The organism is Streptomyces sp. NPDC045846 (assembly GCF_056431605.1).
The window spans coordinates 1-13,834 of sequence record NZ_JBWKKJ010000024.1 but is presented as its reverse complement, the minus strand read 5'-3'; the positions used below and the strand labels follow the sequence as shown (position 1 = coordinate 13,834).

General features: G+C 68.2%; 11 protein-coding genes. 2 read left to right on the top strand and 9 right to left on the bottom strand.

Going from position 1 to position 13,834, the window contains the following annotated elements; translation table 11 throughout:
- Window positions 1-240: 240 nt before the first annotated feature.
- Complete coding sequence (locus tag AC07F3_RS38765) at window positions 241-1,038, bottom strand: class I SAM-dependent methyltransferase (protein ID WP_479119592.1); 798 nt, start codon at window positions 1,036-1,038, stop codon at window positions 241-243.
- Between the two features lie 282 nt (window positions 1,039-1,320).
- Between AC07F3_RS38765 and mshA the strand changes: the two genes are divergently transcribed.
- Window positions 1,321-2,661, top strand: coding sequence for a D-inositol-3-phosphate glycosyltransferase (mshA, locus tag AC07F3_RS38760; protein ID WP_479119591.1), 1,341 nt, complete (start codon window positions 1,321-1,323; stop codon window positions 2,659-2,661).
- A 43-nt stretch (window positions 2,662-2,704) separates the two neighbouring features.
- On the top strand, window positions 2,705-3,208 hold the full coding sequence (locus AC07F3_RS38755) for a type III secretion system chaperone family protein (RefSeq protein WP_479119590.1): 504 nt from the start codon (window positions 2,705-2,707) through the stop codon (window positions 3,206-3,208).
- 137 nt (window positions 3,209-3,345) lie between these two features.
- Here the strand turns inward: AC07F3_RS38755 and AC07F3_RS38750 are convergent, their stop codons facing one another.
- The 8 genes from AC07F3_RS38750 to AC07F3_RS38715 form a co-directional block, all read right to left on the bottom strand.
- The gene (locus tag AC07F3_RS38750; protein WP_479119589.1) at window positions 3,346-4,116 is read right to left on the bottom strand and encodes a M48 family metallopeptidase; all 771 of its coding nucleotides are present in this window, start codon (window positions 4,114-4,116) and stop codon (window positions 3,346-3,348) included.
- 14 nt (window positions 4,117-4,130) lie between these two features.
- Window positions 4,131-7,775 carry a type I restriction endonuclease subunit R gene (locus tag AC07F3_RS38745; RefSeq protein ID WP_479119587.1) on the bottom strand — a complete coding sequence of 1,215 codons (3,645 nt, stop codon included), beginning with the start codon at window positions 7,773-7,775 and terminating at the stop codon, window positions 4,131-4,133.
- 119 nt (window positions 7,776-7,894) lie between these two features.
- Window positions 7,895-8,266, bottom strand: coding sequence for a hypothetical protein (locus AC07F3_RS38740; RefSeq protein WP_479119586.1), 372 nt, complete (start codon window positions 8,264-8,266; stop codon window positions 7,895-7,897).
- A 26-nt stretch (window positions 8,267-8,292) separates the two neighbouring features.
- Window positions 8,293-8,577, bottom strand: a complete 285-nt coding sequence (locus AC07F3_RS38735) for a hypothetical protein (protein WP_479119585.1) — start codon at window positions 8,575-8,577, stop codon at window positions 8,293-8,295.
- Between the two features lie 157 nt (window positions 8,578-8,734).
- The gene (locus tag AC07F3_RS38730; protein WP_479119583.1) at window positions 8,735-9,001 is read right to left on the bottom strand and encodes a hypothetical protein; all 267 of its coding nucleotides are present in this window, start codon (window positions 8,999-9,001) and stop codon (window positions 8,735-8,737) included.
- A gap of 99 nt (window positions 9,002-9,100) precedes the next feature.
- On the bottom strand, window positions 9,101-9,673 hold the full coding sequence (locus AC07F3_RS38725) for a helix-turn-helix domain-containing protein (protein ID WP_479119581.1): 573 nt from the start codon (window positions 9,671-9,673) through the stop codon (window positions 9,101-9,103).
- Window positions 9,674-9,772: 99 nt separating this feature from the next.
- Window positions 9,773-10,972: a restriction endonuclease subunit S gene (locus tag AC07F3_RS38720; RefSeq protein ID WP_479119580.1), complete on the bottom strand. Its 1,200-nt coding sequence runs from the start codon at window positions 10,970-10,972 to the stop codon at window positions 9,773-9,775.
- Window positions 10,962-13,643: a type I restriction-modification system subunit M gene (locus tag AC07F3_RS38715; protein WP_479119578.1), complete on the bottom strand. Its 2,682-nt coding sequence runs from the start codon at window positions 13,641-13,643 to the stop codon at window positions 10,962-10,964. Before AC07F3_RS38715 ends, AC07F3_RS38720 begins: the two co-directional genes overlap by 11 nt.
- Window positions 13,644-13,834 lie beyond the last annotated feature (191 nt).

Sequence of the window (13,834 nt, the reverse complement as noted above, 5' to 3'; positions counted from 1 at the left end):
CCGTGTCCGCGATGCTGCCACGGCCTCCGTCAAAACGACAGAGGCGCAAGGGCACCTAAGCGGGCACATCCCCCTGCGCGTTCCTCCGCGCATCCCTCTCGTGTGACGAACGCGGAGCTCCACGCGTTCCACCAGCCACGGCAGTTCACTCGTACGACGACGCGAACAACGTCCGTCCCGGCGCCGGTCGGAACGGGGACCGGGGCATGCGAGCCGACTCGACAGAGCGCGAGAAGAGCGTCAACGGGGCGCGAGCGCGGCCCAGTTCAGCGTGATCTCGCCCTGGCGCCAGCGCCGTACGCCGTCCACCACCGGCCAGTCCGCCGAGAGATCCCGCACGGACCTGATCCACCGCTGTCGCGCGCCGAGCGAGGCGTACGGGGCGGCCGCCGCCCACGCCCGGTCGAAGTCGCGCAGGAAGGCGTGCACCGGCTCGCCCGGCACATTGCGGTGGATCAGCGCCTTCGGCAGCCGCTCGGCCAGGTCGGAGGGGCGCTCCAGGGAGCCGAGCCGGGTCGCGAAGGTCACCGTGCGGGGGCCCGAGCGGTCGAGCGCGACCCATACGTGGCGGCGCCCGATCTCGTCGCAGGTGCCCTCGACCAGCAGCCCGCCCGGCGCGAGCCGCGCGCACAGCCGGGCCCAGACGGCGGCCACCTCGGCCTCGTCGTACTGGCGCAGCACGTTGGCCGCGCGGATCAGCATCGGCGGCTCGGCCAGCGGCACCTCGAAGCCGCCGTGGCGGAAGCTGAGGCCCTCGCGCTCGTACGGCCGGGCGGCGGCGACCCGGGCCGGCTCGATCTCGATGCCGACCACCGAGACGGCGGGGGCCGCGGTGCGCAGGCGCTGGAGCAGCTCCACCGCGGTCCAGGGGGCGGCCCCGTACCCGAGGTCGACGGCGACCGGGGCGGGCACCCGGCGCAGCGCGGCCCCGTGCGCGTCGGCGATCCAGCGGTCCATGCGGCGCAGCCGGTTCGGGTTGGTGGTGCCGCGGGTGACGGTGCCGACGGGGCGCTTCGCGGACGGGGCGGGTGGAGCCATGGGACGAGGGTAGGCGCCGGGGCGGCCGCCCCGCCCCGCCCGCCTGCGACGACGCCCCGCCGCCCCGCCCCGCCCGCCTGCGACGACGCCTCGCCGCCGCGTTCCGCCCCTCGGCGACGAGCGCCGCCGCGAAGGGCCCGGCCGAAGGATCCGGCAACATTTTGGCAAAGTGGAAATGAAAGGGCGGATTCCGGTGTTCGGGGCTTTGGAGGGGCGTGTCCGTGTGTCCGCGTGCCCGCTCCACGTCCGAAGGCAGTGCCCCGAGCCGAGGAGGGCCTCGACGTGAGCCAGTACGTGTCCCGGTTCGCCGGCACCCTGGCGGGGCCGCCCCGGCTCCGGCTGCCCGGCGGTCACCGCAAGCCGCGCCGGGTCGCCATGCTCAGCGTGCACACGTCTCCGCTGCACCAGCCGGGGACGGGCGACGCGGGCGGCATGAACGTGTACATCGTCGAGCTCGCCAAGCGACTGGCCGCGATCAACATCGAGGTCGAGATCTTCACCCGGGCCACCACGGGCGGCCTCGCGCCGGCCGTGGAGATGGCGCCCGGGGTGCTGGTCCGGCACGTCGACGCGGGGCCCTACGAAGGGCTCGCCAAGGAGGAGCTGCCCGCCCAGCTCTGTGCCTTCACCCACGGCGTCATGCAGGCCTGGGCCCACCACCGGCCCGGCTACTACGACCTGGTCCACTCCCACTACTGGCTCTCGGGCCACGTGGGCTGGCTCGCCGCCGAACGCTGGGGGGTGCCGCTCGTCCACGCCATGCACACCATGGCCAAGGTCAAGAACGCGGCGCTCGCCGAGGGCGACACCCCCGAGCCGAGCGCGCGGGTCATCGGCGAGACGCAGATCGTGAACGCGGCGGACCGGCTGATCGCCAACACCGCCGAGGAGGCCGACGAACTCGTCCGCTTCTACGACGCGGACCCCGGCAAGGTCGCCGTCGTCCACCCCGGCGTGAACCTCGACCGCTTCCGCCCGGCGGACGGCAGGGCCGCCGCCCGGGACCGGCTCGGGCTGCCCCGCGACGCGTTCATCCCGCTCTTCGCGGGCCGCATACAGCCGCTGAAGGCGCCGGACATCCTGCTGCGCGCGGCGGCCGAACTCCTGGAGCGCGACCCCTCGCTGCGTACGCGGATGATCGTGCCGATCGTGGGCGGGCCGTCCGGGAGCGGCCTGGCCAAGCCCGAGGGGTTGCAGAAGCTGGCGGCCAAGCTCGGCATCTGCGACGTCGTACGGTTCAAGCCGCCCGTCGGCCAGGACCGGCTCGCGGACTGGTTCCGGGCGGCGTCCGTCCTGGTCATGCCGTCGTACAGCGAGTCGTTCGGGCTGGTCGCCATCGAGGCGCAGGCGGCCGGAACCCCGGTGGTCGCGGCGTCGGTCGGCGGCTTGCCGGTGGCGGTACGGGACGGCTCGACCGGCTTCCTGGTGCGGGGCCACGACCCCAAGGACTACGCGACCGCGCTGCACCGCTTCGTGGCGGACCCCGCGCTGGTGCGGCGCATGGGCGACGCGGCCGCCCGGCACGCCCAGTCCTTCGGCTGGGGGACGGCCGCCGCGGCGACGGCGGACGTGTACACGGCGGCGGTGCAGGAGCACCGGCGGCGGGTGCGCTCGCACGGCTGAGGCGGCTCCGGCCGGGCCGGGGGGCTTCGCGTAGGCTCGCGTCATGGCTGACGTGCGGCAGGTCATCGAGGCGACCCTCAAGGACGCGGAGCTCTCGTGGGAGTCCCCGGAGCCCGGAGCGTACGTCGTGACCCTGCCGGGCACGCGCAAGCTCTCCACCACCTGCTCGCTGCGGGTCGGTCGCCACTCCCTCTCCGTGAACGCCTTCGTGGTGCGCCACCCCGACGAGAACGAACCGGCCGTCCACCGCTGGCTCCTCGAACGCAACCTCCGCCTGTACGGGGTGGGTTACGCGGTCGACCAGCTCGGGGACGTGTACCTGGCGGGCAAGCTACCGCTGGCCTCCGTGACCCCGGACGAGCTCGACCGGCTGCTCGGGGTCGTCCTTGAGGAGGCGGACGGCGCCTTCAACACCCTGCTTGAGCTGGGGTTCGCCTCCGCCATCAAGCGCGAGTACGCGTGGCGGGTGTCGCGGGGCGAGTCCACGCGGAACCTGGAGGCGTTCGGGCGGCTGACGGGTGGGGCGGAGCAGACCCCCCGCCCGTGAGCGCAGGCCGCCCGCCCCTTCGCACCGCCCAATCCGCGCGCTCCCTCACACTCCCGAATCCGCCCGGACCTCGACCCGCCCGCTCATATGCGACACGGATCTCGTCCGTGGTCTGATCCCGGGAGGCCGGGGTCTTGTCAGCCTTGGAGCTCCGTTCCGTCGCCGAGCCACACCCTGCGCCCCATGTCGTCCAGTTCCGCCTTCAGCCGCTCGCACTCAGGGAGCGCCCGACGCAGCAGACGCCAGTAGTCGGGACCGTGCCCGGCAACCCGCAGGTGCGCCAGCTCATGAGCGATCACGTAGTCCACGAGACGTATCGGAAGCTGGAAAACGGCCCAGTGCAGGGACATCCGTCCCTCTGTGCCTGCCTCACTCGGTGTATAGACACCCCACCGCTGTCCCAGGCCTCGTACGTCGACTGCTGGTTCGGGTACGGCCATCCGGGCAGCCCACGGTTGCAGCCGCCCTGCGGCCCATGTCATTCCGGCGTTCCGGTACCACTCGATGATCGCGTCCCGGCCCGCCGCCCCGTTGGCCGCGAGCGTCCGGTCCAGCCTCAGCCGCCCTGCGGCCAAGCGCACCGGCCCACCGCCCGAGTCGTCCAGAAGGAGCCGGTATTCGCGTCCTAGATAGCGGAAGACGGCCCCGTCGACGAGCGCCCGGGACGGGTGCGCCGGACGGAAGCGGTCCCGAACCCGGGACTTCTCCTCGATCCAGGACCGGTGCGCGCGTACGAACTCCTCCGCGCGCCCGGCAGAGCACTCCTCGGGCACCCGAAGGGTGATCGTACCGTTACGCTCGACGGTTAGACCGAGCCGGGTGCGGCGGGAGCTGACCCGCACGCGCAGCGGCAGCTCCCCCACGTTGAGGAGCTGTCCGTCCACGAGAGCGGTCGGGGCGTCGGTCACAGAGGCAATTGTGCCTACCGTTCGGTCCGGAATCCCTGAAGGTTCTCCTGGACGAGGCTCACCAGATGCCGGGCGACGTCCCGCACGTCTTCGACGTCCCCCGACCTCGCTGCCAGTCCGTCCTCACGCAGTCGCTCGACCACATGCGACGTCAGCCGCGACATGTGCCGGGACTCACCGCGGTAGGAGACCCGGCACACCTGGTCCCGTACGACCTCGTACACCCCAGTGGAAAGTCTCAGCAGTTCCTCCGGCTCCGGTAGGTCGAAGGCGTCCGAGATGCTGAGGCCACTTCGCAGCCATGTGTGCACCCGCCGTTCCATCGGACCGAGCCCGGCCAGCAGGGGGTCGTCGTCCTGTTCCTGTCGGGCTGTGTCGATGAGATCGGCGAGTTGGTCCAGCTTCCATCGCTCATCGATGGATTTCAGCACCTCTTCGAGTGCTTTCGACAGCTGCTTGTACTTCTCCTCGTCCTCCCTGCGAACACGCTCCTCCAGATGGAAGCGGAGAGCGTGCTCCATCTCGGCTGCCGCCTCGCGAGGGTCCTCGATGCTGCGTACGTCGGTGTCGAAGGCAGGCGAGAGGATCGAGACGGGCGGGATGACCTGGGTGATCTCCGGAGCCTCCAGATGCTCGGCGATCAGGGCCCGCACCTTGCGCCCGTAACCGCGTAGGCTGAACTGACCGCCTGGAGCATCCCGGTAGTGCCGGCGCACACGCTGCTGGAGGAGCGCCCAGCGCCTGGCGTCGCCGACGAATCCGAGGGCCTTCTCGTGGGGCAGCACACGTTCCAGCGAGCCGAGGAACTCGCCGAGCCTCTTGTCGAAGAGCGCACGGTCGTCCTCATCGCTCAGGGTGAGCATGGCGCGGGCTCGACCGCCACGGGTGTCCAGATCGGTGATGCCCTTGCTCGCCAGGAACTCGTCGACGCGCCCGGCTGCGCCCCGGGTGTCCTCCACGGCCGATTCGACGTCCCGCAGGCTGGCACGTACGGCGGGCGCCTCCTTCCCGTACCCCGACAGTGCGTCGCTGAGCGGCGCCAGTACGCCGTAGTAGTCGACGACCAGGCCGCCTTCCTTGCCCGGCGCAGGACGGTTGACACGGGCCACCGCCTGGAGCAGCTCGGCGTCCCGGATCGGGCGGTCCAGGTACAGTACTTGCTCACCCGGGGCGTCGAAGCCGGTCAGCAGCATCGACTTCACGATGAGGAAGGTGACGGGAGCCTCATCCGCCACGGTCTTGGCGACTGTGGGCGCGGGAGTGCTCCACGGCTGCAGGGCGATCATGCCCATCCGCGGCGGATTCGGCTCGGGGACCTGGGTGACCGCCCACGGATTGTCCCTGGGCAGCTCGGGCAACTCGTCGAGGAACCGCTCGATGTGTTTCTTCTGCCGCGCCTCGTCGGTCCACTCGCGCCAGAGCCCGTCCTTCTTCTCGCCACCGGCCGAGATGACCGGTACGAACTCCATGCGCCGGATGACGGCCTGGTACTTCCAGGCCCAGTACAGAAGCAGGTCGTCGCTCTGGAAGTCTTTGACCTCTCTGCCCCTCAGCCGCTCGGGCAGGCGTCCGTTGGGTGCGAAATCGGCTACGCGCTCCAAGAGCTCGGCCCGCACATCCCGCAGCGCGTGCCGGTACTCGACTGCGGACTGGCGGCTGACCACGGCCACTTGGGCCTTGAATCCCCCGGTGAGGACATGCTGAACATAATGCTCCAGCATGTCCTTCGCCTTGGCCCGGATCATCGTCACCGACTCGACGACATCGCGCTCGCTGGGCTGGCTGTATTTCTTGCGAAGAGCCTTCTTCTGCTCCTCGGTCCGGGAAGCGATCAGGTTCTCGAACCGGGCGTCGAGGTCCTCCCCGTCTCGTACGTCGGCGGGCCCGGTTCTCCCCTCGTACCGGATCGGCACGACGACCTTGTCGGCCTCTGCCTCCGCCATCCGGTACTTGTCGATGAAGTCCCCGAAGATCCGCTCGGTGTCGTTCAGTTTGCCCTGCATGATCGGCGTACCCGTGAAGCCGATGCGCACGGCATTGGGGGCGGCGTCGCGCAGGCAGGCGTGCAGGAGCGAGGTGTGCGAGCGGTGCGCCTCATCGACCAGGACGAGGACCTTCTCCGACTTCGTGCACAAGGCGAAGCGAGGGGCTCTCCCGTCCGTGGGATCGGAGGCTTCGGCCGGATCCTCACCGGCCTCGATCCGCCGTCGTACGCCGTTGTAGGCGTCGGCGTCGGACCGGTCGTCCCCGTCCCCGCCGGACCCGAGCCCCGCGATCCCGTACTTCTGGATCGTCGTGAAGACGACATGGCGACCGCCTTCGCGCAGCATGCCCTCGACATCGGTCTGGCTCTTGGCGACCTTCACCGACCGCTCCCCGGTCCGCAGCGCCGCCGCCAGCTGATCTTGCAGCTGAGTGCGGTCGGTGACGACGAGGACGGTGAAGGCGTTCAGCGCCGGGTCCTGGCTCATGTGCAGTCGGCGGGCCAGAAACGCCATGGTCAGGCTCTTGCCTGACCCCTGGGTGTGCCAGATGACGCCGCCGCGCTCGTCGTGGGTGGTGCCGGGGGAGAGGGGCGTGCGGCCGGTGCGCAGCTTCTCGACGATCTTCTCGACAGCCCTGTACTGCTGATGCCGGCAGACGGCTTTGACCTTCGGTAGCTCCTCGGCGTGCCGCGCCGGAGCCCGTCCGCTGCCCCCAGCCCGCTTCTTCTGCTTGACGGGCAGCCCGAAGACGTAATGCCTCAGGATGTTGAGGAGATTCACCGGCTTGAGGACGGCGGCGATGAGCTGCTGCTGCTCTGAGGGGTCCTCCCCGGCCTCCAAAAGCCTTGGTTTTACGTCTACTTCACGCAAGACGGCCCGCAGGTCCGCAGGTCGGTCGTAGTCGGGCTCGACGCTGCGCCACGGCGCATAGTCACGCTCGCGCGAGGAGATGGTGCCCAGGTGCGCGGTCTCGCCGGCGGCGGCGATGAGCAGCTGCGTGGTCTTGAAGAGCTCGGGAATGCCGCGCGGCATCGCCTGCTGGTCTCGCTCCTTGGTGTCGTACTCGATCGGATTGCCTGTGTACGCCCGCAGGTCGCGGATGGCCAGTCCGATCGGGTCCTGGAGGTCGGGGCTCTTGCACTCGACGACGGCGACAGGGATGCCGTTCACGAACAGGACGAGGTCGGGCACCTCCTCATGCCCGGCATGCCCGCTCGCGGTGCGGACGCGCAGCTGCGAGACCACGAGGAACTCATTCCGCTCCTTGATCCGCTCCTCGTCCTCGATGGCCCAGTCGATGAACTGGACCGGGGTGTCCTCGCGCGACTTGTGGTGAACCTCATGCCCGCGCACGCCCGCCCCGTGCAGAAGCAGCTCGGTGGCCTTGAAGTTGGCGGCGAGCAGATCCCTGCCGCCGGGCCCGACGGACACCCGCGCCAGCTTCTCGATCGCCCGCTCGGCGTGCTCGTCCTCGACCCACTCGGCATCGCTGCCGGGCAGCCGGTTCACGCGGCGCAGAGCGCGGGCGAGGCGCTTCTTCAGGATCACCTCGGTGTACGAGCGGCCATCACTCTCGGCGAGCTCGGAACCCCGGACATGCGTCCAGCCCATCGACTCCAGTTGCTGAACGAACGGCCGCTCTACCTCGACCAGTTCGGTCTCTCTCCGCGCCACGCCCCGTACCCCTCACCCGACTCGACCGCCCCTCGTTCGACCATTGTGCGACGGGTGTGGCGCGGATGGGCATGATCGGGCCAAAGCCGCTGGTGGCGGCCGGGGCTTCGGGGCCGGGTTCAGTCTCCGTCTAGGTTGCCTGCGCCCAGTTCGTCCCGGTCGTCCTCGGCGCCCTCGTTGTCGTCCGCGTCGCGGTCGTCGAATGCGGACAGCCGGTCGCCGCGGCTCTCGGCGACGCGGAGGACGTCGTGGAGGGCTTCGGTCAGACGGGCGGAGAGGTAGTGGAACTCTCCGGGCCCCACCTTGGGCTCGCCGAGCAACTCCCCTGCGTGGCTGAGGAGTTCGGTGCCCATCCCGAGTTGCACGGCCTCGATGTTGTCGGCGATCCGGGAGACGTATCCGCCGCCGACCTCGTCGGTGAGCAGATAGCAGGGCTTGCCCTCGGGTCCGGTCCAGGGCAGGAGCCGGGTGGGGGCGATGTGCCGCGCCATTACGCGACCACCTCCGTCCCGTGGATTCAGCGGGGCCCGATGCCGATCCCGTGGGTGGCGAGCCACAGCGCCCGGCGAGGCTGACGCCGAAGTAGTTGTTCGGCGGCCTCGTGGGCGAGGAGGTAGGGGCGTACGAGGAGGCTGTCCTCGCCGCGGAGGAGCCCGTGCGCGGCCAGCCCCGTGACGTGGGCCTGGTGCCAGGCAGAGCTGGGGTCGGTGCGAGGCGGCGACGCGATGGGCCGGTGCTGTCCCTGGGCGGGCAGCAGGAGTCTGAGCAACGGCTCGATGAGGCGGGCGATAAAGTGCGGCATGTCTGCCTGCTTTCCTCAGGTGGGCCATGTCCCCCGGGCCGCCTGGACGCGGTTGCGGGGTCCGCCGTGCCTGGCGGGGCTGTAACGCTAAGGGGCGCCACCTTGCACGCACAGTGACAAGTCGTACCACTGTACGGAGCAGCTAGGACGGGGTGTCCTAGCTGTCGAGGTCGAGCCGGTTGGCGAGTTCTGCGAGGGGCGATGTGCGGCGCCGCTCCCGCCCTCTGAGATCGGCGACGAGGTGACGGCTCGTCGCGTGGTAGCGCATCCACTCCGGTGCGGCTCTCTCGTCGACGAGCAGTGCCTGGAGTGCGTGGTCGTCCTTGTTCAACTCCGCGTGGGCGAGGGTACGGTCGACATGGAACCGGGCGCGCCAGGTAGGGGGCAGCGACTCCAGGTCCGGGACGGCGCGGGCAGCGCGCAAAGCCTCTGTGAGCCGTCCATGCCTAGTGAAGATCCAGGCGAGGCTTGAGATGCCGACGATCTCCAGGCGAGGATCATCTCCCTTTTTGGCGGCGTCCATTCACCGCTCCAGAGCGGTGAAAGCTGCGTCCTCCTTGTCGAGCGCAGCCAGCATCGTCGCAGCGACTTGGTAGGCCTCGGCGAGAACGGACTGGGCTGCGGCAGCGACAAGGCCATCGCGGTCCCGTGTTACGGCCTTGGCGTCGCAGATCAACTGAGGTAGCAGGACTCCGATCGTGCCCATACGCCCCTCTCGCCGGATCCGCTCTGTGGACCGCAACGAATCCTGGAGCTCAGTGAGGCGAGGTGGATCCTCGGGGTCCGGGTCCTCGCCGAGCAAATCGGAAATAGGAGAGATAGCCTGCCGCAGAGCCAGGACGGACGGCTGGTCCTCCTCGCTACGCACCTCGAACGTCACGGGCTGCCCGACCAGCATGGACGGCTCCACGTCCAAGGCCTGGGCCAGTGCGTTGATCGCGGTGAGCCGGGCCGTCTGCCGTACACCTTGTTCTAGCTTGCGTACGACATCAACGGAGAGCCCTGCCCGCTCGGCGAGCCCCTCCTGCGTCAGCTTCCGTCGCAGCCGCAGCCGGGCAATTCGGTCCCCGATGCTGGGTTCTTCATGGAACTGCATGGCCACCCCCGCGCAAGAATGTCTTTCGACCACGCTACGCCCGGGCGGGGCGTAGTCGAGTGCGGAGCGACGATCGGTTCCCGGGACGATTTACCCGAACTATCGGGCTGCACCTCGCAGTAGGTCGTCAGCGAGAGCCTGCTTCAACGTCAGCAGCCGGTCGATTTGTTGCTGACGGAGTTGGAACGCAGCTCGGGCCTCCTGCCAGGCACTGACCAGTTCATGTTGCACCTCAAGCGGCGGTACAGCCAAGCGATGTTGGTTGTATTCGCGAGCGCTGATGTTGCGCTGGCCGACCTCTCGTACATTCTGGGAAACCCATTGTTTGAAGGCGTTGGCTCGTGTCCACATGAAGGCGTAGGCAGGGAGAATTCGCGACTGGTCCAGTCGGTAGCGCACCAGATATCCAGCAAAGGCGCAGAGGCCGTCGGCTTCCCGATACAGGTAGGACTTTCCTGTTGTGTAGCCGGTACGTGCGATCAGCAAGTCGCCATCTTGGAGAATGTAGGGTCTTGCTTGCTCCCACGGCACGCTGACAGCGGAGGACAAGTCCTTGGACAAATTTCCGTTCTGGTCAATATCGGTGATGCGGACATACCGCGGTAGCTGGTCGCTTGCTGGGACAGCTGGAGAGTTGCTGCCGTACTCGCCACCTCGTTCGCAAACATCCTTTAGGCGCACAGTCCCAAAGCGCCGTGCGTGATCGCCTACCTGGTCATTGGCGACTGCATCCCAAATAGCGATCTCTTTGAGCATCGCCAGTGATTCGATAGAGATGTGCTCATCAACAGCGCTAAGCGCATCGACGATGTACTGCTGCTGAGCAAGAGATGGCAACGGAACTGGGAGTGATCGGATCATCTCGGCAGAGATCTTAACCATGCTTTCTGAAGTACCCTGAGCTCGACCTGTAATTTGCTGGCGAAGCGTCGGCGAGCGGAGAACGGCCTCCAAGTATTCAGGAATGCATGCGCCTGATGGGCGAAGGCGCATCATCAAGTCTGGGTAGATGCAGGGTGTGCCTGTATCGCGATAGATACCTGCAAGCCCTACGAGATTTCGGGTGTTGGCCCGGCTAATTAGCAGATCTCCATCGCGGAGGATCGCGGGGTGCTGGGGAGATACAGAGCTCGGAGCGTTCTTCAGTTGGCGCGGCTGAAACCCGTCTGCAGTCAGGCAGCCGAGCCCCAGCATCTGTACGCCAGTCCAATCTTGGCTCTCCAGAGGTGAGAAACCGTTCCGAATGCCTCCTTCCAGGAGCGAGTGGAGCGGAACTTCCTTCCAGCGCTTACGCTCCATAACCAAGCTCCCTCAGGAAGTTCTCCAGCTTCGTCGAGGCTTCGGCCCGCGCCGCCTCAATGTCCCGCAAAGACACCCCGTACTTGTCCTCCCACATGCGATACGCCGACACCAACTCACGTCGTCGGCGCACCACATGCCCCTCCAGCGTCGCCGCCAGATCCGCCCGCAGGATGCCGAGTACCACCTCGCGCGCATCCGCCTCCGTGGCCACGGCCTTGCGGGCCTGGGTTAGGCCAGGCTCCGGCTTCTTCTTCTCGGTACTCGCCTCCGGGACCGGAACGTCAAGGAGCGTGGCCTGCAACGGAGTTGGCTCCACTTCGGCAGCCGCCCGTACCGGCTTCGACGGCCGCCGCGCAGACTCCAGCGGCCAGAAGCCGTCCTCCAGCTTCTTCACCGCCGCGTTCGCCTTCGTGCGGCTCTTCTTGAGCGCGGCCACCTCGTCCGCGCTGAGCAGTTGCTCCGCAGGCGATGACTCGGACTCCGCGTCGTCCTCGCCGGAGTCCGAGCCGGAGGCGTCGGCCGACTTCGCTGCCGCCTCCGCGTCCTGGTGGGCCTTCCACTTGCCGTCCAGTTCCGCCTTGAGCGCGTCCGCCGCCGCCAGCTTCTCCAGGAACTCGGGGGCGATCGCCGCCACCACCTTGTGGTCGTACGCCTGCCGGCGCTCAGCCCCCGACCGCTTGCGCGCGCCGCCCGTCCGCGGATCCCGGTCCGGCTCGAGCATCGTCTCGACCGTCTCGACCCAGCCGTCGATCACGCCGCCGAAGCCGTTGCCGGCCAGCGCCATCAGCTCGTACTTCGCCGCGTGCCACCAGCCCGCGACGGCACCGTCAAGGGCATACCGGTCGAGCAGCTCGACCTTGCCGAGGCGGCTGGTGAAGGAGCTGAGCAGGTCGGCGCGCAGGCGGGCGAGTTGCGCACGTCGCTCGCCCTCCGTCCGGTCGTCGCCGTCGTGTGGCGGCGTCAGGTCGGCAATCAGATCTGATTCCGTTGTCCACCACTCGTCGAACGCCGTCCGCAGTGCCGCCTCCCGCCCGGCCGCCAACTCCCCGAGGCGCGCCGCATCCGGCCGCTCGCCCTCCGGCAGGAAGTCGACGTACGCCGTATCGCCGTCCCGCTCCGCGAACAGGTCGGTGACCGAGATTCCGTAGGCATTGAGCAGCCCGCTCTTCGCCACGATCTCGGCGCGCGGCACCCCGCCGCTCAGATGGGCCCGCACATCCTGGGGCTCCGGGGGTGGCGTATTGTCCACGTATCGGCGAATGTTGAGGTTGTAGTCGTTCTCGGCGAGCTCCGAGCTCGGGACCAGGCGGGCGAACGCCGCGTCCTTGTGCTCCGACGCGTGGAACGTGGACACGATCTTCTCTACGTGTTCGGGCAGGAGCACATTCTGTGCGCGCTCCGAGTGGTACTCCCGGTCCGCGTTGATGAAGAGGACATGGCCCGCCCGGTCGGCCCGCTTCGTGCCTGCCGTGCGAAGCACCAGTACGCATGCAGGGATGCCTGTCCCGTAGAAGAGGTTGGGCGCGAGGCCGATGACGGCCTCGATCAGGTCTGCCTCGATCAGCGCCGCCCGGATGTCCCGCTCCGAACTGCCGCGGAAGAGGACGCCGTGCGGCATCACCGTGAACACGGAGCCGTGCCGGGAGCCCTGCACCATCGACAGCATGTGCTGGAGGAACATCAGATCGGCCTTGCCGCGCTCCGAGGTCTCCCCGTACGGCATCCGCTCCTCGATGTCCTCGATGGCAGCCTTGCTGTAGTCCATCGAGAACGGCGGGTTGCTCAGGACCAGATCGAAGTCACGTCGCGTGTGCAGCGGATTGCTGAGGGTGTCGCCGGTGTGCAGTTCGGGGTCGTTCGCGCCGTGGAAGAGCATGTTCATCGTGGCCATGACCCATGACCCGCTGTTCGCGTCCTGGCCCGCCAGGAACAGGTCCTCGGAGTCGCCGCCGTGCTCTTCGATGTACTCCTTGGCGTGGATCAGCATGCCGCCGGATCCCACGCATGGGTCGTACACCTTCAATGGGGCCTGCGGGCGGGCGAGTTCGACCATCATCCGCACTACGGCTCGGGGGGTGTAGAACTCCCCGCCCTTGCTGCCTGCCGAGTCCGCGAATTCCTTGATCAGGTATTCGTATGCGGCGCCGATCATGTCGGGGAATTCGAAGTCGCCCCCGCGCAGGCGCAGTGTGTCGAAGTGCTGGATCAGTGCGGACAGGCGCTGGTCCGCGAGCTTTACCGAGGCTTCGCCACTGCCCGAGCCGCCGCCGATTCGGTTGAAATTGACGTGCTGGAAGAGGCCGGTCAGGCCATTGCTCTCGTGTGCTTCCAGCGCGTCGAGAGCGGGTTGAAGGGCTTGTGTGGCGACATCGGCGACCGCGTTTTTCAGCACGTCCCAGCGCGCCGCCGGAGGGACATACAGGACTCTCCGGACTTCGTACTTGTCCGGGTTCACGCCCTCCTTCTCGGCGTCAGCCTGCGTCTTTCCCTTGTCGATCTCCGTCGAGATGATCTGCTCGCGAGTGGCTTCGAACTCGTCGTTGACCCGCTTCAGAAACAGCAGGACAAAGATGTAGTCCTTGTATTCGGCGGCATCCATGGTGCCACGCAGAATGTCCGCCGCCGCGAAAAGATGGCGCTCGAGTTGCGCGAGCGTGAGCTTGGCCACGGTGGGGACTCCCTGTGCTCTTGTAGCGGGCGGGGTGGAGAGGTACGGCAGAAGCGTACGGCTGTCCGGCCCGGGGCCGAAATCTCCCCACGGAACCTAGGGCCTGTGTGATGTCGTGATCAACTGTTGGGTTCTGCCCCGTTCGCGGGGTGGAGTCCGGTAGGACTGTTGTCGTGACGCGTAGGCAACTC